Below are 24,720 nucleotides of genomic sequence, written 5' to 3'. Positions count from 1 at the left end.
TTCTGTCCGACCCCTATCCACGGAGTGCGCCATGACCGGGCAAGACCCTCAGGCCATCGAGATCGACACGAGCAAGCCGCATCCCGCCCGGATGTACGACTGGTTCCTCGGCGGCAAGGACAACTACCCGGTCGACGAGCAGATGGCCCGCCAGCTGCTCCAACTGGACGCCCGGGGCCGGGACATGGCCCGGGTGAACCGTGCCTTCATGCACCGGGCCACCCGCTGGCTCGCCGAGCAGGGGGTACGCCAGTTCCTGGACATCGGCACCGGCATACCCACCGAGCCGAACCTCCACCAGGTCGCCCAGCAGACCGCGCCCGACGCGCGGATCGTGTACTGCGACAACGACCCGATCGTCCTCGCCCACGCGGCCGCCCTGCTGCGCTCCACCCCCGAGGGCGCCACCGAGTACATCCAGGCCGACGCCCGCAAGCCCGAGGCCATCCTGGCCGCGGCGGGCAAGGTCCTGGACTTCGAGAAGCCGATCGCGCTCTCCCTGCTGGCCCTGCTGCACTTCATCGACGACGAGGACGGCGCGGCCGAGCTGGTCGACAAGCTCGTCGACCAGCTCCCCTCCGGCAGCTATCTGGTGCTCTCGCACACCACCGGCGACTTCAACCCGGAGGGCGCCGAGCAGGCACGGGCCATGTACAAGGAGCGCGGGATGACCCTGCGCCCCCGCTCGCGCGCCGAGCTCACCGCCTTCTTCGACGGCCTGGAGCTCGTCGAGCCGGGCGTCTCGCTCTCCGCCGACTGGCGGCCGGAGCTCGGCGAGGTCATCGACGTACCGGGTGACGAGCCGATCCCGGGCTACGCGGGAGTCGCGCGCAAGCCCTGAAGCCGGTCCGTGAGCGCATGGCCCGTCGTCGCGTCCACATGGTCCGGTACGGGGTCGTGGGCGTCCCCCACCGTCGACGTACCGGAGGGCTCGAAGAGCAGCAGGGAGGCACCGTCCGCCGCGTACGGGCGGTGCCAGGTCCCACGCGGCACGACGAAGACCGCGCCCCGGGGGAGCGTCACGGTCCGCTCGTCCTCCGGCCCGTCCCCGTCGCGCAGGGCGATGTCCAGCTCGCCCTCCACCACCAGGAAGAACTCGTCCGTGTTCTCGTGCACATGCCAGACGTGCTCGCCGTGGACCTTGGCGACGCGTACGTCGTAGTCGTTGACGCGGGTCATGATGCGCGGGCTCCACAGCGCGTCGAAGGAGCCGAGGGCATCGTCGATCAGGATCGGTTCGGTGGCAGGTCGTGCCGTGTCCGTGGTCATGCCTCCACCTTGGGCGCTGGACCGCCGCACCCGTGAGTGCTACGAATCGCACATGGCGAAAGAATCCTCGCACCGGGTCGTCATGATCGTGTCGGCCGGCTCGAATCCCTTCGAAATGGGAGTGGCGACCGAGCTCTTCGGCCTGCGCCGCCCCGAGCTGCCCGTGGACTGGTACGACTTCGCGCTCTGCGCGCCCACCCCCACGGTCCGGATGCACGCGGGCTTCTTCCAGCTCTCCGGTGTCCGCGGGCTCGACGCCGTGGACCGCGCCGACACCGTCATCGTCCCCAATCGGCCCGACCCGCTGGAGGACCCCGGACCGGAGGTCCTGGCGGCGATCCGGCGAGCCGCCGATCGCGGCGCCCGGCTGGTCAGCTTCTGCACCGGGACGTTCACACTCGCCGCCGCGGGCGTCCTGGACGGCCGGCGCGCCACCACGCACTGGCCGTGGGCGGAGGCGTTCACCGCCCGGTACCCGCAGGTGGACCTCCGGCCCGACGTGCTCTTCGTCGACGACGGACAGGTGATCACCGCGGCGGGCAGCGCCGCCGCCCTGGACACCTCCCTCCACCTCGTCCGCGCCGACCACGGGGCCGAGATCGCAGTGGCCGTCAGCCGGAGACTGGTCCACCCGGCGCACCGGGACGGCGGTCAGCGCCAGTTCATCGAGCACCCGCTGCCCGAGGTCGCCGACGCCTCGCTCGCCCCGCTCCTGGACTGGGCCACCGAGCACCTGACCGAGGGCCTGGACGTGTCCGCGCTCGCCGCCCGCGCGGCCGTCAGCCCCGCCACCCTCCACCGCCGCTTCCGGGCCCAGCTCTCCACCACCCCGCTGGCCTGGCTGACCGAGCAGCGGACCACCCTGGCCTGCCGCCTCATGGAGCGCGGCGAGGACCGCCTCGACGTGATCGCCCGCACCTGCGGCCTCGGCACGGCGACCAACCTGCGTACGCAACTCCGCCGCCGTACGGGGCTGACGCCCACGGAGTACCGCAGCCGGTTCGCGGCGGGACGCTGAGCGGAAGGGGCGCCGGCGGGCGGGGCACCGGGGAGGGCCGGCGCGCCGGACCGGGGGACAATGGACCCATGTCACGACGCACCTCCCGCCCCCGGCAGCCCGCCGCCCCGCAGGCCCCGCGCATCACCCCCGCCTCGCCCTGCCCCTGCGGCCTGACCGCGACGTACGGGGAGTGCTGCGGCCGGTTCCACTCCGGCAGCGCCGCCGCCCCGACCTGCGAGGCCCTGATGCGCTCCCGGTACGCGGCCTTCGTCGTCCAGGACGCGGCGTACCTCCTGCGCACCTGGCACCCCGAGACCCGCCCGCCGGGCGTCGACTTCGACCCCGCGATGCGCTGGACGGGGCTGGAGATCCTGGAGACCACCGAGGGCAGCGCCTTCCACACCACGGGGACCGTCACCTTCCGCGCCCACTACACCGACGACGGGCGCCCCGACTCCCTTCACGAGCACAGCCGCTTCGTCCGCCACGAGGGCGCCTGGGTCTACGCGACGGCGGTCTTCGTCGACTGAGACCGGGCCGGCGGCACGACCCCGAAAACCCTTTCCCACCAGGGCGGAAGGCCTCGTACGATCCGCGCATGAACGACGACGAAGAGGCAGCGCCGTACGCCACGCGGGAACGATTCTGGCGCGGTGAGCACCTGGCCTTCACCCCCATGGAGCCGGACGACGCCGAGCTGATCCAGCACTGGCGCGCCGACCCGGTCGCCGCCCAGGAGATCGGGGTCTGGCCGGGCCCGCTCCACGATCTCCGCGAACGGCTCGTCTCCTACGTCGAGGACCGGGACCGCGACGACTTCCTCATCCTGCTCCCGGACGACACCCCCATCGGCCACATAGCCCTCACCGAGGAGGACTTCGTCGACGGCACCGCCGAGGCCTATCTGCTGCTCGCCGCCGAGCACCGCTCCAAGGGGTACGGCGCCGACGCGCTGGCCGCCCTCACCGACCTGGCCTTCGGCGAACTGCCCCTGCACCGCGTGGAAGCCGTCACCCACACCGACAACGCCGCCCCTGAAGAAGGCGGGGTTCACACAGGAGGGCGTACGCCGGTCCTCCTGCCTGCACCGGGGGCGCCGCCACGACAACGCGCTCCTGGCCCTGCTCCGTACGGAGTGGGAGGCGCAGACCCGCCCCCGGGCCTGGGACCACGTCTGACCCGAGGGATCAGGCCGGTGCCCCCACCCGGGTGGAGCCGCCCGGGTGGGGCGCCGGGGAGAGCTCCTGGGCCAGGTCCTCCGCCAGGAGCCGCTTCGCGATCATGTCCACGGCGACGCGGAGCTGCGCGTCGTCGGGCCGGGCGCCGTCCTCCGCGAGCCGTTCGTTGAGCCAGCGGCCCCAGGCCTCGGAGATCACGTTCGCCTCGCGCCGGCCCGCCGCCGTATGGGAGAAGATCCGGCCGTCCCCCGTCAGATAGCCCTCCTCGATCATCCGGTCGAAGACGGGCACCAGGACCTCCGGCGGGATGCGGTGCCGGGCCGCGATCAGCCGCAGGCCCGCGTGGCCGACCAGCCGGGTGAAGAGGTCCACCTGCATCACCGCCCACGCCCCCGCCATGTCCAGACGGGTGTCGGAACCGGCGGTGATCCGCCGGGCCGTGTCCGGACCGGCGCCGTGCAGGATCTGGGCCACCGCGATCTCCAGGAGCTTCTCCGAGTCGCCGCTGCCGGGCTGGGCGAAGCCGTCACCCATGTCCGTCGACGCCAGCCGGGCCGAGTCCCGCAGCTTCACCTCCTTGAGGAACAGCGCGACGACGAAGCCGATCAGCGCCACCGGCACCGTCCACAGGAACACGGTGTGCAACGTCTGCGCGTACGCCTGGGCCAGCGGCTCCACCTGGGCGGCGGGCAGCGCGTGCAAGGCCTGCGGGCTCTCCGAGGCCCGGGCCAGGACCGCCGGGTCGCCGCCCGCCGCCACCGCCTGGCCGACCCCGTCGGTGAGGTTGGGCTTCAGCGCGTTGGCGTAGATCGTCCCGAACACGGCCGTGCCGAAGGCGCTGCCGAGCGTACGGAAGAACGTCACGCCCGAGGTCGCCGTACCCAGGTCCGCGTAGTCGACGGTGTTCTGCACGGCGATCGTCAGCACCTGCATGGCGAGTCCGATCCCGAGCCCCAGGACCACCATGTAGAGCGACTCCACCCACACCCCGCTGTCGGGCCCCATCCGGGAGAGGAGGAAGAGCCCGGCCGCCATGACGAGCGTGCCGACGATGGGGAAGACGCGGTAGCGCCCGGTCCTGCTGACCACCGTGCCGCTGAAGATCGAGGCGACCAGGAGCGCGGCGACCAGCGGCAGGGTCCGCACGCCCGAGAGCGTCGCCGAGTCCCCGTCCACGTACTGCAGGTAGGTCGGCAGGAAGATCATCGAGCCGAGCATCGCGAAACCCACGATGAAGCTGAGGATCGAGCAGACGGTGAACACCGGATTCCGGAACAGCCGCATCGGCAGCATCGGTTCCTTCGCCCGCGTCTCCACCAGGCAGAACAGCGTCAGGGCGATGATCCCGCCGATGAACAGCCCGATGATCATGGGCGAGCCCCAGGCGTACTCGTTCCCGCCCCAGCTCGTCGCGAGGATCAGCGCGCTCGCGCCGACGGCGACCAGCGCGATGCCCATGTAGTCGATGACCGGCCGTCCGGCGGCCTTCACCGACGGGATGTTGCGGGCGGCGGCGATCACCACCACGATCGCGATCGGCACATTGACGTAGAACGCCCAGCGCCAGGTCAGATGGTCGGTGAAGAGCCCGCCGAGCAGCGGTCCGATCACCGTGGAGATGCCGAAGACCGCCCCGATCGCGCCCTGGTACTTGCCGCGCTCGCGCAGCGGGATCACATCCGCGATCAGCGCCATCGACGTGACCATGAGGCCGCCGGCGCCGATGCCCTGCATCCCGCGCCAGATGATCAGCAGCAGCATGTCCGAGGCGAGGCCGCAGAGGAACGAGCCGGTGATGAAGACGATCGCCGAAACCTGGAAGACCAGCTTCCGCCCGAACAGGTCACCGAACTTGCCGACCAGCACGGTGGCGACCGTCTCGGCGAGCAGATACGCGGTGACCACCCACGACATGTGCTCGGCGCCGCCCAGGTCCGAGACGATCGTCGGCAGGGCCGTACCCACGATCGTCTGGTCCAGCGCCGCCAGCAGCATGCCGAGCACGATCGTGGCGAAGACGATGTTGCGCCGCCGCCGGTCGAGGACGGGCGGCGGCGCGGCGGCACTCTGCGCGGCGGGGGCTTGCTCGCTGGCAGTGGTCACCTCTGCACCCTCACACCGCCTCCGGCCGCCCGCATGCGGGGACCGTCCGGATGGGCGTCAGCCGATCAGCGCGGCGATCGACGCCTTCAGCCGCGCCACGAACGCCTCCCGGACCTCCTCGTCGACCCGGTCGAGCGAGAGGTACGGGTTGAGGTCCTCCAGCTCCACGAGGAGCAGCTCGCCCTCCTCCGTACGGCAGGCGTCGACCCGCTGGATGCCATGGCCGAGCGCGTTCCACTCGATGAAGCGCCGCGCGAACGCCAGGTCGGCCGCGTCGGCCGCGTACGGCTCCAGCACCCACCGCCGCTTCGGGTCCGGCGCGTACAGCGCGTACTGGAAGTCGTGGTCGACGAAGTAGAAGGACACCTCGTAGCGGAAGTCGATCCGGGGCTGTACGAGCAGCACCCCCTCGCCCTCCCGTGCCAGCTCGCCCGCGACCTCCGCCCCGCCGACGAACCGCAGCCCCACCGAGTCCGCCCCCAGCTTCGGCTTGACCGCGTACGCCCCGGCCTCGGGCAGCAGCCTTAGATCGCCCGCCCGGTCCACGGTGGGGATCACCGGGAACCCGGCCCGGCTCAGCTCCACCAGGTACTCCTTGCCCGCCATGTCGCCGCGCCCGTCCAGCGGGTTGTAGACCGGGACGCCCAGCTCCAGCGCCCGCGCGCGGAACGCGTCGTACGCCTCCTGGTAGTGCAGGACGGGCCCGCTGTTGCGTACGAGGGCGAGGTCGAAGCGGTCCAGCAGCGCGGCCGCGTCCCGGGGGTGGCAGAGCGCGACGTCGAACGCCTCGCGCAGCCGGGACGCCAGGAAGATGTCCTCGTCGCAGTAGCGCCGCCCGCGCGCCTCGTAGGCGAGGTCGGTGACGAGGAGGAGGGCGGGGCGGGGGCCGACGGGGGCGGTCATGGCTTCTCCGGGGTGAGCGGCTGGGACGGACGCCCACTATCCCTGACGTGCGTCCACGGGCCGCTGCCGGGCTACGAGAACGACCCCGGCCCCACCGCCAGCCGCGGGTGGTGGGCGGCCAGGACCTTGTTGGCGCGTGCCAGCTCGGCGAGGGCCTGCTCGCGGTCGGCCTGGTCCTCGATGCCCAGCCGGGGTCCCCGGAACCTGCGGACCTCACGGGCCGCGCAGTCGGCCTCGAACTCCGCCTCCAGGATGTGCGGCGGGATGCACGAGCCGATCAGCGCGGCGACCCGGTCCGGGATCGGCACGGGGACGAGGAGGTGCGAGGCGGTCATGGGGTGTTCCCTCTCGGATGGTTGGCCAGGAGGCGGTACGTGGGTGCTGCCGCCGGATGAGCGGCAGACCCCTCCTTGTGTACGGGACGCGGTTCCGGGTTTCTCGTCGGATACGTCTCCGTGTCGCAACCGTTTGGGACTGACCGTCTATTTCGCCTTACGCGCGGGTAAGTTGACTCGGCGCGCCGAACATGATCCGGATCAGGGGGGTGTGTCGGCCGAGCGCGTGCGCAGCCGTAACGCACGGAGCACGGCCTCAGTCGCGAAACGGCTTTCCGGGTCGACGAGTTGATCACCGAAGATGGTCTCCAGGCTGCGCATGCGGTAGCGCACGGTCTGCGGGTGCACATCGAGCAGTTCGCCCATCTGGGCCGCCGTGCCCCGGGTGTCGAGCCAGATCCGCAGCGTCTCGACCAGCCGCTCACGGCGGGTGTTGCTGATCCCCGCCACGGCGGCCAGTTCCCGCTGGGCGAGCTGGTCGAGGAGGGCGGGGTCGGAGAGCAGCCACAGGGTGATGAGGTGGTCCTCGCAGCGGATCAGCGGGGCGTCGTCGATCACGCCGGAGTCGACGAGCTCCAGCACCCGGCGGGCCCAGCGGATCGAGTCGCAGGCCAGGGCGGTCGGGACGGTCAGCCCGATCGCCGCGTGGCCGGCGGGGAGTGCCTGCTCCAGCATGGATCTTCGCGCGTCGGTCAGAGGGCCGGGGACGAGTAGGTGCGGCTGGGGGTCGCTGAGATCGAGGAGGAGGTCCCGGTCGGCGCTGAGCCGGTCGAGGGCGGCCGGGGCGCGGACGGCGACCAGGGTGACCTCGTCGGGCAGCGCCCAGCCGGTCTGCTCGCAGAGGTCGGCGATGGCGCTGCGGGGGGCGGGGCGCCCGGCGAGGATGAGGTGGAGCAGACGCCGGCGCAGCGCCTCGCTCTGCTCCCCGGACTGCGACTGGACCTCCAGGAAGCCCTCGCGGGAGAGCGATTCCAGTTCGTCGACATAGGCGAAGAGCGCGTCGGCGAAGCTGAGCATCAGGGTGGGGGAGAGGTGGTAACTCTGCCCCACCTTCTTGGCCCGCCGCAGCGCGACCCGTGCGCCGAGCCGGTAGGCGCCCTGGAGGGTGTCCATCGTCCGCCCCTCGTACGCCTCGAACCGCCCGAACCGCCGGCACATGTCGTCCCGGAGCGTGGTGGGGGTGGTGGGCTCGGCCACCAGGTCGACGAAGGAGGCGAGGCTCTGTTCGACGCCCACCCGGATGGCCTGGCCGTTGGGGCCGTCCAGCAGCCGGGCGTATTCCGGATAGGCGCGGGTGACCTCCACGCCGATTTCCTTGATGAGGCTGGGGAGTTCGGGCCGCATGATCGCGGCGAATTCCTGGGGGAGCGGCCCCAGGGGGTCATCGGTGTCCAACGGCTGTATGAGGTGTGCCATGCCAGGTCCCCTCTGCTCTCGGCGCCCGGTGGTGGGGTGAGACGGTGGGGGAAAGCGCTCCCACGAACCGACAGGTGTGTACCAAGTCCGCGACGAAGATAGACCACGGAACAGGCACTGCACACCACTTGGACAAGATCGGGGTGCAGGGGGCACGCATCGTGTCCATGCGGTGCGACTTACGCGCAGGTCGGACGGTACTGCGCGCTTTCGGACAATGAATTTCGGCCGCATGCTCCGGCGGTGACAAGAGCCGCTACCAGGGCCGTGACGTCGGCCGGGGCCGTTCCCGGCCCGGCGCGGGAGGCCGGTTCCGGCGGCCGGCAGGCATTTCGCCGCCACCGGATGCGCATTCCTTGATAAGGGAGTGACCCCCGGTTACTCATTTACGGATCAAAAACAGGGCCGCGCAAAAATTCTTGGCCGGACGGATTGTGTGGCCGTGTTTCCCGCGAGTAACATCACGCTTCGTTCAATTCGGACATGAAATCTGCCCGAAATTTGACGCTCAGATCTTCCTCCCCCGGGTCCACCCCGCGGCTCCATCACCGCCGACGAATGCGTCGTGGTGCGGGCATGCGTCGGAGAACCGGTCAACTTCGCGCACGAGGCCGCAACCCGGCGGCCGAAAGAGGGGACGACATGAGATCCGTTTCCAACCGCACCCGCATAGGGCTGCTCGCGGCATTCACCGCCTTCAGCGCCGTGCTCTCCACCGGCTCGGCCGCCGCGGCGACCGAACTCAACGGCGACTGGGCGCCGTTCGACCGCTGCCCGGTGGACGCGCCCGCCATGCTCGCGGCGGACGGCATCACGAATATCGCCACCTGTATCTCGTCGAGCTCGGTCACCGGCTCCATCACCCTCGGCAAGAGCCAGGTCCCCACCGGCAACAGCGATCTGCAGCTCGGCGTCATCCAGCACAGCAACGGCACCACCACCCTGGTGCCGCCCGCCGAGGGCGCGCTCACCGCCGACCCGGCCCAGGTCCCCGGAGGGCTGCTCGGGCTGATGTGCCCCAGCGCCATCCCCTTCGTCTCCGCGATCTGCCGCCAGCTGACGGACAACAACCTCAACCGGATCACGGCCACGATCGAACCGGCCGGTGCGCCGCGGGACTTCAACATGGTGGCGGCCTTCTCCACCGGCGAGCCCATCCTCACCCTGCCGGTCCGCATCCACCTGAAGAACCCGTTCCTCGGCGACAAGTGCTACATCGGCACCACCGCCAACCCCGTGCTCCTGAAGCCGCAGAACCTGAACGCGCCGACCCTCTCCCTCCAGCGGTTCGCGGCCGACGGAACCCCGGACGACGAGGGCGAGATGGGCCGCTACACCTTCGCCGGCGCCGACCAGGGCGACGCCACGTTCGCCGTCCCGGGGGCGAGCGGCTGCGGAGCCGGTCTCCTGGACTGGGCGGTGAACCTCAAGACCGGTCTCCCGTCGGCCGCCGGAAAGAACAGCGTGAAGCTCAACAACACCTCGACCTACTTCGGCAGCCCCTACGACCCCGCCGGCCTGGCGCCCGACGAGGGCAGGAAGCTGTCGGAATTCTGGCACTCCGCGAAGCGGTAGCGGCCGACGCCCTCCATTCCCCGAGGGCCTTGCGGAACCGGCAGAAGGAGGTGGTGAGACAGCCGCCCGACCGCTCCTGAATGAAGGCGGGAAAAGAAGGAGCCGCGCCTTCTCCAGTCCAGTTCGAAGCGTGCCGCCCCAATTTCCCGGGCGCGCGTCCACTCGTATCCCCAACGGGACAAGAAAAGGGAGTCATTCCATGATCAAGCGATCCGGTGTACTGACCGCGATCGGTGCCGCCGTGGCATCCGTCGCGCTTGCCGCTCCGTCGGCCATCGCCGCCCCGACCAGCTGGACCATCACGCCGACCGGAGCCTTCACCGGCAGCGCCGGCGTGACCGTCCTGACCGACAACAACGGCAACAAGATCCAGTGCGCCACCTCCGCCGCGTCGGGCTCGGCCCCCACGTCCCCGGTGGCCGGCTCCCCGGCGCAGCTCGCGTCCATCTCGGCGATCTCGTTCAACTCGCCCTGCACCGGGCCGTTCAGCTCGACGTGGACCGTGACCACCACGCCTCCGTGGCAGATCTGGGGTCTCGACTACGCGGCGGGCGCCGGCACCAACTCCACCGGCCAGGTGACCGGTGAGATCAGGGCGATCAAGGCGAAGGTGACCGGGAGCAGCCTGCTGGGCCCGTGCACCTTCGACGTCACCGGCAAGGTGGCGGCCAAGTACAACAACCCGAGCGCCGGCGGGAGCAACGGCACGCTGAACACGGCGGGCGGCGGTCTCACGCTGGCCATCGCCAACAAGGTCGGCGGCGGCTGCGGCATCGTCGGCACCACCGCCAGCTTCCAGGGCCTCTACACCATCAAGAACACGGCCACCGGCAAGTCCCCGGTCATCAGCGGCTGATCCACCGCCCCTGATGCGCAGTACGTGAGTGTGGTGCCCGGCCGTGCGCCCTCGGCGGCCGGGCACCTCCGCGCTTTTCCACTCACTCGCCGACAACTCCGCGGGCCGGAATTGTCATTGCCTGCCAAAGAACCGCGCCGGGTGAAAACTCGGAATTCCCGGCTCTTCCCAGGCGGCCGAAGGAGTGCGTAGCGTACCGGTCGGTAGGAGGATCATTCCGCGTCCGCCCGAAAGGCCGTTGCCGAGAAATGGACCCCATGTGGCGGCCATCGAACCGATGGGCCCGCGCGCGCCGGAAGGACACCATCCGCATGACCGTCGATGTACGCGCCGCGGCGAGACGACCCCTTCATCTCGCCCTGGGCGGGGCGCTCGTCGTCGCCACCGCGCTCATTCCGAGCGCCGAATCGGTGGCGGCCGATCAGACCTCCGAGGTCACCCTTCCCTATACCTGCCCGTTCCCCTCCGGCCCGGAAAAGGTGGAGGTCGCCGTCAAGGCGGTACTGCCCGTCTCCGCCCGGACGGAGGAGACGATCCGCCCCGGTGACGTCTCCGTCGACGTGAGCCTGGCACGGTCCGCGCTGGCCCAGTTCACCGCCCTGGAGGCGGCCACCCTGTCGGCCGTCGCCGAGCTGACCGTACGCAACACCGTCGGCGAGCACACCGCCGACGCCTCCTGGCAGCAGCTCGAAGCCCCCGCGGTCCCGCTGCCACCGGAGGGTGAGGACGAGGACGGCGTGGTGCTCACCGCCACCGGCGACGTCCCCACCGTCGCGTTCGGCAGCCCCGGACGCGCGACGATCGCCCCGGCCGCCCTCAGCCTCACCCTGGCCTCCTTCACCGAGGACGGCGCCCCGACCACGCCCCCGGAGCTCACCGTCGTCTGCGAGAGGGCCGACGACGAGGAGCGGCCCCTCGCCGAGATCACCGTCCGCGACAGCGTCGGCCCGACCACCCCCGCACCCACCCCGGACGCCCCGGACACCCCGGTCCCCGGGGAGGACGACGCGGCCGAACCCCCCGCGAAGCCGGACCGCCCGGCCCCCGGCCTCGACCCGGACGCCCACCGCAGGATCGACGACCTCACCGAGGCGCGGCTCGAAGCCCTCGACGACCCGGACCCCGGAAGCTGCCCCATCGAGATCCCGCCCGAGTGGGTGATGACCACCGCGGAGACGTACGCCGCCGGGTACGCCAACGCCGTCAAGCTGGACGGAGCGGCGGCGCTCGGGCCCGCGTTCATGAAGGTCGTCCTCAACAAGCGGTACATCAACGACTCCTGCGCCTCGACCGTCGACGTCACCTCCGAGGTGGAGTTCGAGTACGAGGGCAAACGGCAGCTCCCGCCCACGAAGGCGACCTTCCTCAGCTACGGGTTCATGCCGACGACCGCCACGATGGTCCTGGAGCAGGTCGGGCCACCGGCCGTCGTCCAGACCCACACGGTCACCAACACCCCGACCTACCCCGAGGAATCGACGGTCACCGCCCAGCTCTCCATGCGCCTGTACGACGTGAAGGTGAACGGCGTACCGCTGGACGTGGGCCCGGACTGCCGCACCGAACGGCCCTTCGAGCAGGTCCTCAAGGGATACGGCCAGAGCTATCCACCGGCCGGGTACCTCGTGGCGACCGGGGGGAACCTGACCGGTTACGCGCACATCCCGCCGTTCAAGGGGTGCGGCGTCGGCGAGAACCTCGACCCGCTCTTCACCTCGGCCATCTCCAGCGTCGGCAAGAAGGCGGACAACTACACCAAGATGACGCAGGCCCCGCTCTGCGTGGCGACGAACCCGGACGGGCCCGACTGCCCGCCGAAGGTGCCGAAGCCCGAGCGGTGACCGAAACCCGGGCGGTGACCGAAGCCCGAGCGGTGACCGAGGCCCGAGCGGTGACCGAATCCGTCACCAGGTGACCAGAAAGCGCACACCACTCCTCTCACTCACTTCCGACAGTCGGAGCGCCGACAGATGACAGAAGTCACCACCACTTCGCAGGAGGGCCGATGGGAATCGAAGTAGTCGTCGAGGGCCTGACGAAGTCCTTCGGCAAGCAGAACATCTGGCAGGACGTCAGCCTCACCCTGCCCGCCGGTGAAGTGAGTGTCATGCTCGGCCCTTCCGGCACCGGGAAGACCGTGTTCCTGAAATCCATCATCGGACTGCTGAAGCCGGAACAGGGCCGCGTCCTCATCAACGGCGTCGACATGGTGAACAGCTCCGAGCGCGACATCATGGAGACGCGGAAGCTCTTCGGCCTCATGTTCCAGGACGGGGCGCTCTTCGGCTCGATGTCGCTCTTCGACAACATCGCCTTCCCACTGCGCGAGCACACCCGCAAGAAGGAATCCGAGATCCGCCGCATCGTCATGGAGCGGATCGACATCGTCGGACTGCTCGGCGCCGAGGGGAAGCTTCCCGGCGAGATATCCGGTGGCATGCGCAAACGCGCCGGCCTCGCCCGCGCCCTCGTCCTGGACCCGCAGATCATCCTCTGCGACGAACCGGACTCCGGACTCGACCCGGTGCGCACCGCCTACCTCTCGCAGCTCCTGATCGATCTGAACGCGCAGATCGATGCGACGATGCTGATCGTCACCCACAACCTCGACATCGCGGCGACCGTCCCCGACAACATGGGGATGCTGTTCTGCCGCAACCTCGTCACCTTCGGGCCGCGCGAGGTGCTCCTCACCAGTGACACCCCGGTCGTCTCGCAGTTCCTCGCCGGACGCCGCGAGGGCCCCATCGGGATGTCCGAGGAGAAGGACGCCGCCACCCTCGCCGCCGAGCAGCAACGTCACGACTCCCTCGGCACCACGGCCACGATCGCCGCACCCCGGACCGTCGTCCCGCAGCTGGAGCCCTCGCCCGGCATGCCCGTACGCCAGGGGGCGCTGCGCCGCCGTGAACGGGTCATGGCGATGATGGGCCAGCTGCCGGAGGCCGCCCGTACGGCCATCCTCAACAGCTACGCCCCGGCCGCGGGGGGTGCGCGAGCGTGACCGCCCCGATGCCGGTGCGGCCGCCCGAGCCGCCCGAAAGACCGCCGCCGGCCATCGCCAAGAGCCCCGAGCCGGCCCCCGTACAGCGGCGCCCCAGCCGGCTGCTCGCCCCGCTCCGGGAGACCGGGAAGCTGTTCGCGCTCGGGATCGCCGTGGGCCGTGCCATCTTCCGCAGGCCCTTCCAGTTACGCGAGTTCATCGAGCAGTTCTGGTTCGTCGCCAGCGTCACGATCCTGCCCGCCGCCCTCGTCTCCATCCCGTTCGGCGCGGTCATCGCCCTCCAGGTCGGCTCGCTCACCCAGCAGCTCGGCGCCCAGTCCTTCACCGGCGGCGCCAGCGTCCTCGCCGTGATCCAGCAGGCCAGCCCCATCATCGTGGCGCTGCTCATCTCCGGCGCCGCGGGCTCCGCGATCTGCGCCGACCTCGGCTCCCGCAAGATCCGTGAGGAGCTCGACGCGATGGAGGTCATGGGCGTCTCGCCCATCCAGCGCCTCGTCGTCCCCCGCGTCCTGGCCACCATGCTCGTCGCCGTCCTGCTCAACGGCCTGATCTCCGTGGTCGGCACGCTCGGCGGCTACTTCTTCAACGTGATCATGCAGGACGGCACCCCGGGCGCCTACCTCGCCAGCTTCTCCGCCCTCGCCCAACTGCCCGACCTGTACGTCAGCGAGTTCAAGGCCCTGATCTTCGGCTTCATCGCGGGCATCGTCGCCGCCCATCGCGGCCTCAACCCGCGCGGCGGCCCCAAGGGCGTCGGTGACGCGGTCAACCAGTCCGTCGTCATCACCTTCATGCTCCTGTTCTTCGTGAACATGGTCCTCACGGCGATCTACCTCCAGATCGTCCCCGCGAAGGGCGGCTGAGACGGATGGCGATGCTCAGCTGGCTCGACCGATCGGGCGACCAACTCACCTTCTACGTACGGGCCCTGGTCTGGATCCCGCGCACCCTGCGCCGCTACCTCAAGGAGGTGCAGCGGCTGCTGGCCGAGGTCGCCTTCGGCAGCGGCGGCCTCGGTGTCATCGGCGGCACCATCGGAGTGATGGTCGCGATGACCCTCTTCACCGGCACGGTCGTCGGGCTCCAGGGGTACGCGGCCCTCGACCAGATCGGCACCTCGGCGTTCACCGGGTTCATCTCCGCCTACTTCAACACCCGGGAGATCGCCCCCCTGGTCGCCGGACTCGCCCTCTCCGCCACCGTCGGCGCGGGCTTCACCGCCCAGCTCGGCGCGATGCGCATCAACGAGGAGGTCGACGCCCTGGAGGCGATGGGCGTGCGCTCCATGCCCTACCTCGTCACCACCCGGATCATTGCCGGGGTCGTGGCGATCATCCCGCTGTACGCGATCGGGCTGCTCTCCTCGTACGTCGCCTCCCGCTACATCACCATCCTCTTCAACGGGCAGTCGGCGGGCACTTACGACCACTACTTCAATCTCTTCCTCTCCCCGGACGACGTGCTGCTGTCGGTGCTCAAGGTGCTGATCTTCAGCGTGCTGGTGATCCTCGCCCACTGCTACTACGGCTTCCACGCCACCGGCGGCCCCGCCGGAGTGGGGGTGGCCGTCGGCCGGTCGGTGCGCAACGCGATCGTGCTCATCAGCGTCACCGACTTCTTCCTCTCGCTCGCCATCTGGGGCGCCACGACGACGGTGAAGGTGGCCGGCTGATGAGTCCACGCACCGCACGAACCGTCCGACGCAGAACCGCCGGAGTCGCCTTCCTGCTGGTACCCGCCGTCCTGGTATGGGTCTCGGTCTCGGTGTACGACAAGGAGTTCACCGACGACGCCACCGTCACCGTCCGCACGGGCCCGGTCGGCAACGAGATGCACGACAACGCCGATGTGAAGCTGCGCGGCGTCGTCATCGGGCAGGTCAGGTCCATCGCCACCGACGGTGAGGGGGCCCGCCTCACCCTGGCCATCGACCCGGACCAGCTCGACCGGATTCCTGCCGACGTCACCGCCCAGATGCTCCCCACCACGCTCTTCGGCCAGCGGTTCGTCGCCCTCGTCCCGCCCCGCACCCCCTCCACGCGCACCCTGAGCGCCGGTGCGGTGATCCCGCAGGACCGCTCCAGCAACGCCATCGAGCTGGAGGAGGTGCTGAACAACGTCCTGCCGCTGCTGACCGCCGTAAAGCCGGAGAAGCTCTCCGCCACCCTGAGCGCTGTCTCCACCGCCCTCGAAGGGCGCGGCGAGAAGCTGGGCGAGACGCTGACCACGCTGGACGCCCACCTGAAGAAGTTCAACCCCCAACTCCCCACGCTCAACGAGGACATCAAGCAGCTCGTCAAGGTGAGCACGCTCTACGCCGACGCGGCCCCGGACGTCCTCGACGCCCTCACCGACGCCACCACCACGAGCGGCACCCTCGCCGAACAGGAGTCCCAGCTCGCCGCGTTGTACGGCACCACCACCGCCTCCGCGCGCGATGTGACCTCCTTCCTGCGGGAGAACAAGGAGAACCTCATCCGGCTCTCCTCCTCCGGCCGCCCCACGCTCGAACTCCTCGCCCGGTACGCCGACTCGTTCCCCTGCACGCTGCGTACGGTCGCCGGCTTCGTGCCCGCCATGGACAAGGCGCTCGGCAAGGGAACGAACGAACCGGGCCTGCACGTGAGCGTCAAGTCCGTTCCCTCCCAAGGGAAGTACGTCCCCGGCAAGGACACCCCGCTCTACAACGCCACCGGCGGGCCGCGCTGTTACTCGGTGCCGTACGTCGGCAAGGGCGGCGCCCCGACCGCCGACAACCGCCGGGCCACCGATGTCACCGCACGGCCCCCCGCCGCCCCGGACACCTCGCTCGGCCTGCCCAACTCGCCCCAGGAGTCCCAGCTCGTCAACGAGCTGGTCGCCCCCTCACTGAAAGTCCAGCCGCAGACCTTGCCCGACTGGAGCAGCGTGCTCATCGGTCCGGCCTTCCGCGGCGCGGAGGTGAAGCTCAAGTGAAACGCCGCTCCCTCGCGGGACCGCTCACCAAGTCCCTCGTCTTCGTCCTGGTGACCGTCCTCGCCACCACCGTCCTCGGGCTCTCCATCGCCAACACGGGCGTCGGCGACACCACGACCTACAAGGCGCGGTTCACCGACGCCACCGGGCTCATCCCCGGCGACAGCGTCCGTATCGCCGGGGTGAAGGTCGGCCAGGTCGAGTCCGTACGGGTCGCGGACCGCAGGGTCGCCGAGGTCACCTTCGGCGTACGGAAGGGGCGTACGCTCCCCGCCTCCGTGACGGCCTCCATCAAGTACCTCAACATGGTCGGCCAGCGCTACGTCGACCTGGACCGGGGCGCCGGGCCGGTCGGCCGGACCTTCGCGGCCGGGGCCACCATCCCCCTCTCCCGCACCACCCCGGCCCTCGACCTCACCCAGCTCTTCAACGGCTTCCAGCCCCTCTTCGAAGGCCTGTCCCCTCCAGACGTCAACCAGCTCGCCGGCTCCATCGTGCAGGTCCTCCAGGGCGAGGGCGGCACCGTCGACTCCATCCTGCGCCACGTCGGCTCGCTCACCAGCACTGTCGCGGCCAAGGACAAGGTGATCGGCGAGGTGATCAAGAACCTCAACACGGTCCTCAAGACGGTCAACGACCGGGAGGCCGGATTCGACGACCTCGTCGTCACCCTGGAGAAGCTGGTCTCCGGCTTCTCCGGCGACCGCAAACCGCTCGGTGAGGCCGTCACCGCGATGGGCGCCCTGACCACGGTCACCGCGGACCTCTTCCAGGACGGCCGGAAGCCGCTCAAGGAGAACATCCGCCAACTGGGGCGGTTGAGCGACCAGTTGGACAAGGGGACGCCTCAGATCGAGAACTTCCTCGACAAGACCCCGGCCAAGATGGAGGCCATCAGCCGCCTCACCTCCTACGGCTCCTGGCTCAACCTCTACCTCTGCGAGGCCAAGGTCGGCGGGGTGGCCACCGACGACGGCTCCACGCCCCCTACCGGCATCGCCATCACCCAGCCGAGGTGCCTGGCATGAGCCCCACCCCCATCCGGGAACGCAACCCGGTCGCCGTCTCCCTCGTGGGACTCCTCGTCCTCACGCTGCTGGCCCTCGCCGCCTGGCGCGCCGACTCCCTGCCCTTCATCGGCGGCGGTACGACGTACAGCGCGGACTTCACCGAATCCGCCGGGCTCTCCGACGGCGACGAGGTGCGCATCGCCGGAGTCAAGGTCGGCGAGGTCACCGGGGTCTCCCTCGACGGGCCCCGCGTGAAGGTCGACTTCAAGGTCAAGGACGCCTGGATCGGCAACGCCTCCACCGTGGGCATCGCCATCAAGACCCTCCTCGGCGAGAAGTACCTCGCCGTCGACCCCCTCGGCAACGCCCCCCAGGACCCCGGCTCCCGCATCGCCGCGAGCCGCACGACCTCCCCGTACGACGTCACCCAGGCGTTCGACGGGCTCGGCGAGACCATCGAGGAGATCGACACCGAGCAGCTCGCCAAGAGCTTCGAGACCATCTCCGCCACCTTCAAGGACTCCCCGCCCCACGTCCGCAGCGCGGCGGAAGGGCTCTCCGCCCTCTCCCGTACGGTCTCCACACGCGACGCCCAGCTCGCCACGCTCCTCCAGGGCAGCAAACGCCTCACGAAGACCCTCGCCGGGAAGAAGAGCAGCTTCGAGACCCTCCTGGAGGACGGCAACCTGCTGCTCGGCGAACTCCAGGCCCGCCGCGACGCCATCCACCTGCTGCTCACCGGCACCCGCAGCCTCGGCACCCAGCTCACCGGCCTCGTCGAGGACAACGACAAGCAGCTCGGGCCGACCCTGGCCTCCCTCGGCCGGGTCACCGCCGTCCTCGCGAAGAACCGCAAGAGCCTGGACAAGGTGCTCGCCCTGACCGGCTCGTACAGCCGGCTCGTCGGCAACACCCTGGGCAACGGCCGCTGGTTCGACACGTACGCCTGCGGAGTCGTGCCCCCGAACTACCTCCCCGCCGGCACACCCCCGGCGACCGGATGCATGCCACCGAAGCAAGGCGGCCGCTGACATGAGACGCACACGCATCATCGGCATCGGCGCCGGACTCGCGGTCGTCGCCGTCGCCGCCACCACCGGGGTCAGCGCGGTGCGGGAGGACTCCCGGACCACCGTCACCGCCTACTTCGAGCGGGCGACGGGTGTCTACGCCGGGTCCGACCTGCGCATCCTCGGGGTCCCGGTCGGCACGGTCGAGTCCGTCACCCCCCGGGGCAGGGAGGTGGAGGTCGTCCTCCGCCTGGACGAGGGCGTCAAGGTGCCCAAGGACGCCCACGCGGTCGTCGTCGCCCCCAGCCTCGTCGCCGACCGGTACATCCAGCTCGCCCCCGCCTACGACGGCGGACCGCTCCTCGCGGACGGCGCCCAGCTCCCCGCCGCCCGCAACGCCACCCCCGTGGAGGTCGACCAGCTGTACGCCTCCATCACCGAGATCACCACGGCGCTCGGCCCGAACGGGGCCAATGCCGACGGGGCGCTGGCCAGGCTGCTGGAGACCGGGGCGAAGAACATGGACGGCAACGGAAAGGCCATCGGGGACTCCGTCGAACAGTTCGGCAAGGCAGCCAAGACGCTCGACAGGAGCAGTGGCGACCTGTTCGACACCCTCGCCTACCTCCAGTCCTTCACCACCATGCTCAAGGAGAACGACAGCGAGGTCCGCACCGCCGAGCAGCAGTTGAACTCGGTCACCTCGTTCCTCGCGGACGACAAGAAGAACCTCAGCGCGGCACTGAAGGAGCTGGGCGCCGCGCTCGGCCAGGTGAAGACGTTCATCGCCAGGAACCGGGGCGCGCTGAAGAAGAACGTCGACGCCCTGGTCCCCATCACCCAGGCCCTGGTCGACCAACGTGCCTCGCTCGCGGAGGCGATGGACACGCTGCCGCTGGCGGCGGGCAACGTCCTGAACGCGTACGACCCCGCCAACCGGACCCTCAACGGCCGGGCCAACCTGAACGAGCTCTCCATGGGCGGCCCCCTCGTCGACCCTGACGCTGCCTCCGGCCCGCCGCCCGGGCTGGCGCCCGTGGACGCGAACCGCCGGAAGGAGCTGCCCGTCCTGCCGCTGCCGGAGGTCGGGACGGTCTTCGGGACCCCGGAGAAACAGCCGGCGAAGCCGAAGCCGGACGACACGAAGGGGGCGGGACGATGAGCGGTTCCCCGCGCACCACCGGCACGCGTACCGCCGGCACGCGTACCGCCGTCCGGGCGGCCACCGGGGCGGTGGCCCTGCTGGCCACCGGCGCCCTGATCGCCCTGGTCGTGGTCCGTACCGACGGCCCGGTCTTCACCGGCATCGAGCAGATCCCGCTGCCCGGCGGCGCCGACCTCGGCGACCGGCCGTACGAGATCACCGCCGAGTTCGGCGACGTCCTCAGCTTGGCCCCGCAGTCCTCGGTGAAGGTCAACGACGTGTCCGTCGGACGCGTCACCAGGATCGACCTCGCCGCCGACGGCTGGAGCGCCAAGGTCACCATGCGGGTCAACGGGGACATCGACCTCCCCGCCAACGCCTACGCCCGCCTCGAACAGTCCAGCCTCCTCGGCGAGAAGTTCATCCAGCTCACCCCGCCCGCCGAGGGCACCGCGCGCGGCTCCCTGGCGGAGAGCGGCCGCATCCCGCTCACCCGGACGAACCGCAACCCGGAGGTCGAAGAGGTCTTCGGAGCCCTGTCGATGCTGCTCAACGGGGGCGGGATCAACCAGCTCAAGACCATCACCACCGAGCTGAACAAAGCCCTCACCGGCCAGGAACCGCAGATCCGCTCGATGCTGAACCGGGTCGACACCCTCGTCACCAACCTCGACAGCAACAAGGGGGACATCACCCGCGCCCTGGACGGCGTCAACCGGCTCGCCGCCACACTCGCCACCCGTAAACAGGACGTCGGAACGGTCCTCACCGGGCTCAGCCCCGGACTGAAGGTCCTGGAGAAACAGCGCGGCTCGCTGCTCACCATGCTGCGCACCCTGGACACCCTCTCCACCGTGGCCGTCGACACGATCAACAGGAGCAAGGCGGACATGATCGCCGACCTGAAGGCGCTCGCCCCGACCCTGAAGGCGCTCGCCGACTCCGGCAAGGACCTTCCCGACGCGCTCCAGGCCTCGCTGACCTACCCGTTCACGGACGAGGTGCTGCGCGGGGTGAAGGGCGACTACCTGAACGTCTACCTGGATGTGACGGCCGCGCCCGGCACCCGGATCATCCCGGCGCTCACCCCGGACGATCCGACCCTGCCGCCACCGCCGCACGAGCCGCCCGGCGAGGGCGCGGAGGGCGCGGCGGCGGCCCGGAACACGCTGCCGCTCCCGCTGCCTGCCGTGTCAGGGACCTCGCGGCCCGAGCAGGGGAGCACCCCGTGATCACTCCCGCCATCCGGCTCAAGAACATCGCCTTCCTCGTGATCGCCGTGCTCGTCCTGGGCTACCTCGGCGTGCGGTACGCCGGCCTCGGCCACTACGTCGGGCTGCGCAGCTACTACACGGTCACCGTCCAACTCCCGCAGACGGGAGGCCTCTACACCCACTCCAACGTCACCTACCGAGGTGTCTCGGTGGGCAGGGTCGGCCCCATCGAGCTGACCGACGACGGGGTGGAGGCCGAGCTGCGGATCGAGAAGGACGCCCCGCCCATCCCGGACGGCCTGAAAGCCGTCGTCGCCAACCTCTCGGCGGTCGGCGAGCAGTACGTCGACCTGCGCCCGTCCCGCTCGCACGGCCCCTACCTGGGCAACGGTTCGGTGATCGACGCGGCCGACACCACCCTCCCGGCGCCGCCCACCGAAGTCCTCACCAGCGTGAACGACTTCGCGAGCTCGGTCGACCTGGAGCATCTGCGCACGGTCGTCGAGGAGTTCGGCACCGCCTTCGAAGGGCGCGGCGACGACCTCCAGGTGCTGCTGGACAGCGGCGGCGAATTCATCGACGCGGCCGACCGGGCCCTGCCGACGACCACCCGGCTGATGGCCGACGGCGAGAGAGTGCTGCGCACCCAGGCCGAACAGGGCGCGGCACTCAAGGGGTTCGCCTCCGGAGCCAAGGAACTGGCCGCCGAACTCAAAAGCTCCGACGGTGACCTGCGACGGCTGATCGCGACCACCCCGGACGCCGCCGTACAGATCAGCGGCCTGCTGCGCGACCTCGACCCGGCCTTCGGCGTCGTCGTCGCCAACCTGCTCACCACGTCGGAGGTCGCCGTCACCCGCCAACGAGGCCTGGAGGAACTGCTGGTGAAGCTGCCCGCGGTGGTGGCGGCCGGAGCGAGCGCGGTCGACGAGGACGGAGCCCGGTTCGGTATGTCGGTCACCTTCTTCGAACCGCTGCCCTGCACCTCCGGGTACGGCGCCACGACCTACCGCAACGGACTCGATACCTCACCCGCGCCTGCCCTCAACTCCACTGCCCGGTGCGCCTCTTCACCCGGTACGGGCATCAACGTCCGGGGCAGCGCCAACGCCCCGAAGGGCGGCCCGGTCCCGGCGCCGTCCAAGCCTGGCTCGATGCTGCTGGGGGAGGGTGGCGCGGGCGCTGGCGCCGACGTGAAGGACCGGCTGCCCGGCGCGCTCGGCACCACGCCCCGTACGGCTCCGCCCGCCCCCGGCATGGCCGGACTCCTGGGTCTGGGAGGCGGTGGCTCATGACGCTCCGCACCCGGCACCTCGGCGGCTGGGCCGTCCTGCTGGCCGCCGCCCTCGTCTGCGGGCTCGGCACCTGGTCGTACGCCCAGGCGCGCGGCGACCGCACCCTCGCCTACGCCAAGGCCCGCGACGCGGCCCTGGCCCAGGGCAAGCGCCACCTCGCCACGCTGAACAGCCTGGACGGCAAGGACGCCACCAGCGTCTCCGCCGGGCTGCGGGCATGGCGCGACTCCTCGACCGGGCCGCTCCACGACCAGCTGAAGCGGACCTCGGCGGCTGATGCGAAGACGCTCACGACGGCGGGTGACACGGCCGACGGCAAGGTGACCTCGGCGGCGCTCACCGCCCTGGACGACCGCACCGGCACGGCGGAACTGATCGCCACCGTGGACGTCGAGGTCACCCCGCGCACGGGCAGCCCCGGCACCCAGCGCAAACGCTTCACGGCCACGCTCGCCCGCACGGGCGACGGCTGGAAGGTCAAGGCGCTCACGGCGATGGCGGCGGGAGACGGCGGATGAGCGGACGAACAGCGTTGGCGGGAAAGGAAGTCGAGGACGAGGAACACCTCGACGACGCCGAACCGGAAAGCACCGATGAGCCCGGTCGCCGCCCCCGGTGGCCCCGCGTCCTCGGCGCCCTCCTGGCCGTCGTCCTGCTCGCGACCGGCGGGCTCCTCTTCGCCGAAGGGCGCGAGCTGCGCGACACCCCGGCCACCGGCAACCTCGCCCTCACGGACGCCGAGGCCACCACCCGGGTCACCGGCGACGTCAGCAACGCGCTCGGCAGGATCTTCAGTTACGGCCCCGCCGCCACCGCCCTCGCCAAGGACGCGGCGCGGGAGGTCCTCGCGGGCAAGGCCCTCCAGCAGTACGCCGCACTGTTCGGCCAGGTCGAGAAGCAGGCCGCCGACCAGAAACTGACGCTGACCACCCACGTCGTACGGGCCGGGGTGACCCGGCTGACCGGTACCGGCGCCCACCTCCTGGTCTTCCTCGACCAGGTCTACGAACGCCGTGGCCGGCCCGCCACGACCGCTTCCGCCCAGCTCTCCGTCACCGCCGAACTGCGAGGCGAACGCTGGCGGATCGTCGAGATCAGCTCCATATGACGGCAGGGGAGAGACACGACATGGTACGGGCGACGACGAGGAACCCCCTGGTGATCGCGGCGACGGCGCTCGCGGTCCTCGCGGCCGGGGCGGCGGGCTGGGGCGGCTGGCAGCGCTACGCCGCAGCCCACGACGACGCGGCCTCCTACGCCCAGGCGCGGGACGACGCGCTGGCGGCAGGCGAGCAGGCGGTCCAGAACATGAACACCCTGGACCACCGCACGCTCGAGAAGGGCCTCGACAGCTGGGAGGAGTCCACCACCGGCGATCTGCACCGCCAACTCCTGGACGGCCGGGACGCGTTCGCGAAGCAGATCGTGGCGGCGAAGACCGTCAGCACGGCGAAGGTGCTCTCCGGCGCGGTGACCGAACTCGACGAACGGGCGGGCCGGGCAGGAGTGATGGTGGCGCTGCGGGTCACCGTCACCGCGCCCAAGGGCGACCCGGCGGTGAAGGAGAGCCGGATGCTCGGCACCCTCACCCGGACCTCCGAGGGGTGGAAGCTCAGCGCGCTCGGCCAGGCCCCCGTCGGCTCCACGGCCGGCTGAACCCGCGCCCCGTACCCGCTGCCGCCGCCCCGCCCCGTTCCGCCCCGCACCCGAGAGGACCCTCCCATGTCGACGACCCGCCACCTGGTCAACCGCCGCCGCAGACTGGCCACTTCACCCTCCCGCCCGAGTCCGTCGACCGAGCTGCTCCCCGAGACCGGGACGGAGGCCGAGCGCGAGCCGCAGGCCGTCACCGAAGCCGAGCCCGAGCCGAAGGCCGTAATCGAGTCCGAGCAGGAGCCGGAACCCAAGGGGGCAACCACCTCCCGGCGGGGCCTCCGCCCCCGCCTCCCCGCCCTCCTCTGCGCCCTCACCGTCCTCCTCGGAGCCTTCGCCGCCTGGGCGTTCACCTCGGCCGCGAGCCTGCGCGAGACGCCCGCGCGGCAGAACACCGCGCTCACCGACATCGCCCGCACCAGCGAGGTGAAGGGCCGGATCGGTGAGGCGGTCGGTGCCGTGTTCTCGTACGACTACGCCTCGCCCGCCCGCTCCGACCGGGCCGCGAGGACCCATCTGACCGGCCGGGCCGTGCAGCAGCACAAGGACATGCTCGCTGAGGTCCGGGCCCAGGCGCCGCAGCAGAAGCTCGTCCTCACCACGACCGTCACCGCGAGCGGCGTGGAGTATCTGGACGGCGACCGCGCCCGGCTGCTGATCTTCGCGGACCAGAGCAACACCCGTACCGGCAGGGACGAAGAGACCACCTACGCGGCGGCCATGTTCGCCGTGGACGCCGTCCGTAGCGGGGACACCTGGCGGATCGCCGCCATCGACACGTTCACCCGCTGAACCGCCAG

General features: G+C 70.7%; 24 protein-coding genes and 1 pseudogene. 20 read left to right on the top strand and 5 right to left on the bottom strand.

What is annotated here, in order from left to right; all coding sequences use genetic code 11:
* Positions 1-31 precede the first annotated feature (31 nt).
* Positions 32-841, top strand: coding sequence for an SAM-dependent methyltransferase (locus R2B67_RS03775; protein ID WP_317816433.1), 810 nt, complete (start codon positions 32-34; stop codon positions 839-841).
* Here R2B67_RS03775 and R2B67_RS03770 read toward each other — a convergent pair.
* The gene (locus tag R2B67_RS03770; protein ID WP_151511120.1) at positions 814-1,269 is read right to left on the bottom strand and encodes a cupin domain-containing protein; all 456 of its coding nucleotides are present in this window, start codon (positions 1,267-1,269) and stop codon (positions 814-816) included. The genes R2B67_RS03775 and R2B67_RS03770 overlap by 28 nt on opposite strands.
* A gap of 52 nt (positions 1,270-1,321) precedes the next feature.
* Here R2B67_RS03770 and R2B67_RS03765 point away from each other — a divergent pair, with 52 nt between their 5' ends.
* The 3 genes and pseudogenes from R2B67_RS03765 to R2B67_RS03755 all read left to right on the top strand — a co-directional run.
* On the top strand, positions 1,322-2,287 hold the full coding sequence (locus R2B67_RS03765) for a helix-turn-helix domain-containing protein (RefSeq protein ID WP_317816432.1): 966 nt from the start codon (positions 1,322-1,324) through the stop codon (positions 2,285-2,287).
* A 68-nt stretch (positions 2,288-2,355) separates the two neighbouring features.
* Positions 2,356-2,799, top strand: a complete 444-nt coding sequence (locus R2B67_RS03760; RefSeq protein WP_317816431.1) for a YchJ family protein — start codon at positions 2,356-2,358, stop codon at positions 2,797-2,799.
* A 68-nt stretch (positions 2,800-2,867) separates the two neighbouring features.
* A pseudogene (locus tag R2B67_RS03755) lies at positions 2,868-3,242 on the top strand (GNAT family N-acetyltransferase); the annotation flags it as partial.
* A gap of 214 nt (positions 3,243-3,456) precedes the next feature.
* On the opposite strand, the gene R2B67_RS03750 reads toward R2B67_RS03755, so the two are convergent.
* The 4 genes from R2B67_RS03750 to R2B67_RS03735 all read right to left on the bottom strand — a co-directional run bounded on the left by R2B67_RS03750 (position 3,457) and on the right by R2B67_RS03735 (position 8,204).
* The gene (locus tag R2B67_RS03750) at positions 3,457-5,550 is read right to left on the bottom strand and encodes an MDR family MFS transporter (protein ID WP_317816430.1); all 2,094 of its coding nucleotides are present in this window, start codon (positions 5,548-5,550) and stop codon (positions 3,457-3,459) included.
* Between the two features lie 57 nt (positions 5,551-5,607).
* Positions 5,608-6,453, bottom strand: a complete 846-nt coding sequence (locus R2B67_RS03745; RefSeq protein ID WP_317816429.1) for an ATP-grasp domain-containing protein — start codon at positions 6,451-6,453, stop codon at positions 5,608-5,610.
* A gap of 71 nt (positions 6,454-6,524) precedes the next feature.
* Complete coding sequence (locus R2B67_RS03740; RefSeq protein ID WP_030574021.1) at positions 6,525-6,788, bottom strand: hypothetical protein; 264 nt, start codon at positions 6,786-6,788, stop codon at positions 6,525-6,527.
* Between the two features lie 201 nt (positions 6,789-6,989).
* Complete coding sequence (locus R2B67_RS03735; RefSeq protein ID WP_317816428.1) at positions 6,990-8,204, bottom strand: PucR family transcriptional regulator; 1,215 nt, start codon at positions 8,202-8,204, stop codon at positions 6,990-6,992.
* 642 nt (positions 8,205-8,846) lie between these two features.
* Between R2B67_RS03735 and R2B67_RS03730 the strand changes: the two genes are divergently transcribed.
* From R2B67_RS03730 to R2B67_RS03655, 16 genes are all read left to right on the top strand, one after another.
* Complete coding sequence (locus R2B67_RS03730; RefSeq protein ID WP_317816427.1) at positions 8,847-9,779, top strand: hypothetical protein; 933 nt, start codon at positions 8,847-8,849, stop codon at positions 9,777-9,779.
* Positions 9,780-9,978: 199 nt separating this feature from the next.
* On the top strand, positions 9,979-10,635 hold the full coding sequence (locus R2B67_RS03725; protein WP_018513341.1) for a hypothetical protein: 657 nt from the start codon (positions 9,979-9,981) through the stop codon (positions 10,633-10,635).
* 311 nt (positions 10,636-10,946) lie between these two features.
* Positions 10,947-12,476, top strand: a complete 1,530-nt coding sequence (locus R2B67_RS03720) for a DUF6801 domain-containing protein (RefSeq protein WP_317816426.1) — start codon at positions 10,947-10,949, stop codon at positions 12,474-12,476.
* 164 nt (positions 12,477-12,640) lie between these two features.
* On the top strand, positions 12,641-13,639 hold the full coding sequence (locus tag R2B67_RS03715) for an ABC transporter ATP-binding protein (protein ID WP_161265968.1): 999 nt from the start codon (positions 12,641-12,643) through the stop codon (positions 13,637-13,639).
* A complete protein-coding gene (locus R2B67_RS03710) occupies positions 13,636-14,502 on the top strand; it encodes an MlaE family ABC transporter permease (RefSeq protein ID WP_317816425.1) in 867 nt (288 codons plus the stop codon). The genes R2B67_RS03715 and R2B67_RS03710 overlap by 4 nt, the downstream gene beginning before the upstream one ends.
* Positions 14,503-14,507: 5 nt before the next feature.
* Positions 14,508-15,311, top strand: coding sequence for an MlaE family ABC transporter permease (locus tag R2B67_RS03705; protein WP_026241708.1), 804 nt, complete (start codon positions 14,508-14,510; stop codon positions 15,309-15,311).
* The gene (locus tag R2B67_RS03700) at positions 15,311-16,594 is read left to right on the top strand and encodes an MCE family protein (RefSeq protein ID WP_317816424.1); all 1,284 of its coding nucleotides are present in this window, start codon (positions 15,311-15,313) and stop codon (positions 16,592-16,594) included. Before R2B67_RS03705 ends, R2B67_RS03700 begins: the two co-directional genes overlap by 1 nt.
* Positions 16,591-17,622, top strand: a complete 1,032-nt coding sequence (locus R2B67_RS03695) for an MCE family protein (RefSeq protein WP_317816423.1) — start codon at positions 16,591-16,593, stop codon at positions 17,620-17,622. Before R2B67_RS03700 ends, R2B67_RS03695 begins: the two co-directional genes overlap by 4 nt.
* Positions 17,619-18,635: an MCE family protein gene (locus R2B67_RS03690; RefSeq protein WP_317816422.1), complete on the top strand. Its 1,017-nt coding sequence runs from the start codon at positions 17,619-17,621 to the stop codon at positions 18,633-18,635. The genes R2B67_RS03695 and R2B67_RS03690 overlap by 4 nt, the downstream gene beginning before the upstream one ends.
* Before the next feature lies 1 nt (position 18,636).
* Positions 18,637-19,776, top strand: a complete 1,140-nt coding sequence (locus R2B67_RS03685) for an MCE family protein (RefSeq protein ID WP_317816421.1) — start codon at positions 18,637-18,639, stop codon at positions 19,774-19,776.
* A complete protein-coding gene (locus R2B67_RS03680) occupies positions 19,773-20,990 on the top strand; it encodes an MCE family protein (RefSeq protein WP_317816420.1) in 1,218 nt (405 codons plus the stop codon). Before R2B67_RS03685 ends, R2B67_RS03680 begins: the two co-directional genes overlap by 4 nt.
* Positions 20,987-22,267, top strand: coding sequence for an MCE family protein (locus R2B67_RS03675; protein ID WP_317816419.1), 1,281 nt, complete (start codon positions 20,987-20,989; stop codon positions 22,265-22,267). The genes R2B67_RS03680 and R2B67_RS03675 overlap by 4 nt, the downstream gene beginning before the upstream one ends.
* Positions 22,264-22,785, top strand: coding sequence for a hypothetical protein (locus tag R2B67_RS03670; RefSeq protein WP_317816418.1), 522 nt, complete (start codon positions 22,264-22,266; stop codon positions 22,783-22,785). The genes R2B67_RS03675 and R2B67_RS03670 overlap by 4 nt, the downstream gene beginning before the upstream one ends.
* Positions 22,782-23,375 (top strand): hypothetical protein, encoded by a 594-nt coding sequence (locus R2B67_RS03665; RefSeq protein ID WP_317816417.1) that lies wholly within the window; start codon positions 22,782-22,784, stop codon positions 23,373-23,375. The genes R2B67_RS03670 and R2B67_RS03665 overlap by 4 nt, the downstream gene beginning before the upstream one ends.
* 50 nt (positions 23,376-23,425) lie before the next feature.
* The gene (locus R2B67_RS03660; RefSeq protein WP_317816416.1) at positions 23,426-23,923 is read left to right on the top strand and encodes an Rv1363c family protein; all 498 of its coding nucleotides are present in this window, start codon (positions 23,426-23,428) and stop codon (positions 23,921-23,923) included.
* A 66-nt stretch (positions 23,924-23,989) separates the two neighbouring features.
* Positions 23,990-24,712, top strand: coding sequence for a hypothetical protein (locus tag R2B67_RS03655; protein ID WP_317816415.1), 723 nt, complete (start codon positions 23,990-23,992; stop codon positions 24,710-24,712).
* The last annotated feature ends 8 nt before the right edge of the window (positions 24,713-24,720 follow it).

The organism is Streptomyces cyaneofuscatus, from assembly GCF_033109485.1.
GTDB classification, from domain to species: domain Bacteria; phylum Actinomycetota; class Actinomycetes; order Streptomycetales; family Streptomycetaceae; genus Streptomyces; species Streptomyces cyaneofuscatus.
Note: the sequence above shows the minus strand (reverse complement) of the source record. Positions and strands in the feature narration are given on the sequence as shown.

Excerpts from the sequence above, each read along its gene's own strand:
- R2B67_RS03705 (WP_026241708.1), top strand. The coding sequence starts at position 14,508 with ATGGCGATGCTCAGCTGGCTCGACCGATCGGGCGACCAACTCACCTTC.
- R2B67_RS03770 (WP_151511120.1), bottom strand. The coding sequence starts at position 1,269 with ATGACCACGGACACGGCACGACCTGCCACCGAACCGATCCTGATCGAC.
- R2B67_RS03690 (WP_317816422.1), top strand. The coding sequence starts at position 17,619 with ATGAGCCCCACCCCCATCCGGGAACGCAACCCGGTCGCCGTCTCCCTC.
- R2B67_RS03760 (WP_317816431.1), top strand. The coding sequence starts at position 2,356 with ATGTCACGACGCACCTCCCGCCCCCGGCAGCCCGCCGCCCCGCAGGCC.
- R2B67_RS03700 (WP_317816424.1), top strand. The coding sequence starts at position 15,311 with ATGAGTCCACGCACCGCACGAACCGTCCGACGCAGAACCGCCGGAGTC.
- R2B67_RS03665 (WP_317816417.1), top strand. The coding sequence starts at position 22,782 with ATGAGCGGACGAACAGCGTTGGCGGGAAAGGAAGTCGAGGACGAGGAA.
- R2B67_RS03725 (WP_018513341.1), top strand. The coding sequence starts at position 9,979 with ATGATCAAGCGATCCGGTGTACTGACCGCGATCGGTGCCGCCGTGGCA.
- R2B67_RS03775 (WP_317816433.1), top strand. The coding sequence starts at position 32 with ATGACCGGGCAAGACCCTCAGGCCATCGAGATCGACACGAGCAAGCCG.
- R2B67_RS03730 (WP_317816427.1), top strand. The coding sequence starts at position 8,847 with ATGAGATCCGTTTCCAACCGCACCCGCATAGGGCTGCTCGCGGCATTC.
- R2B67_RS03745 (WP_317816429.1), bottom strand. The coding sequence starts at position 6,453 with ATGACCGCCCCCGTCGGCCCCCGCCCCGCCCTCCTCCTCGTCACCGAC.
- R2B67_RS03735 (WP_317816428.1), bottom strand. The coding sequence starts at position 8,204 with ATGGCACACCTCATACAGCCGTTGGACACCGATGACCCCCTGGGGCCG.
- R2B67_RS03685 (WP_317816421.1), top strand. The coding sequence starts at position 18,637 with ATGAGACGCACACGCATCATCGGCATCGGCGCCGGACTCGCGGTCGTC.
- R2B67_RS03680 (WP_317816420.1), top strand. The coding sequence starts at position 19,773 with ATGAGCGGTTCCCCGCGCACCACCGGCACGCGTACCGCCGGCACGCGT.
- R2B67_RS03670 (WP_317816418.1), top strand. The coding sequence starts at position 22,264 with ATGACGCTCCGCACCCGGCACCTCGGCGGCTGGGCCGTCCTGCTGGCC.
- R2B67_RS03765 (WP_317816432.1), top strand. The coding sequence starts at position 1,322 with ATGGCGAAAGAATCCTCGCACCGGGTCGTCATGATCGTGTCGGCCGGC.
- R2B67_RS03715 (WP_161265968.1), top strand. The coding sequence starts at position 12,641 with ATGGGAATCGAAGTAGTCGTCGAGGGCCTGACGAAGTCCTTCGGCAAG.
- R2B67_RS03655 (WP_317816415.1), top strand. The coding sequence starts at position 23,990 with ATGTCGACGACCCGCCACCTGGTCAACCGCCGCCGCAGACTGGCCACT.
- R2B67_RS03740 (WP_030574021.1), bottom strand. The coding sequence starts at position 6,788 with ATGACCGCCTCGCACCTCCTCGTCCCCGTGCCGATCCCGGACCGGGTC.
- R2B67_RS03720 (WP_317816426.1), top strand. The coding sequence starts at position 10,947 with ATGACCGTCGATGTACGCGCCGCGGCGAGACGACCCCTTCATCTCGCC.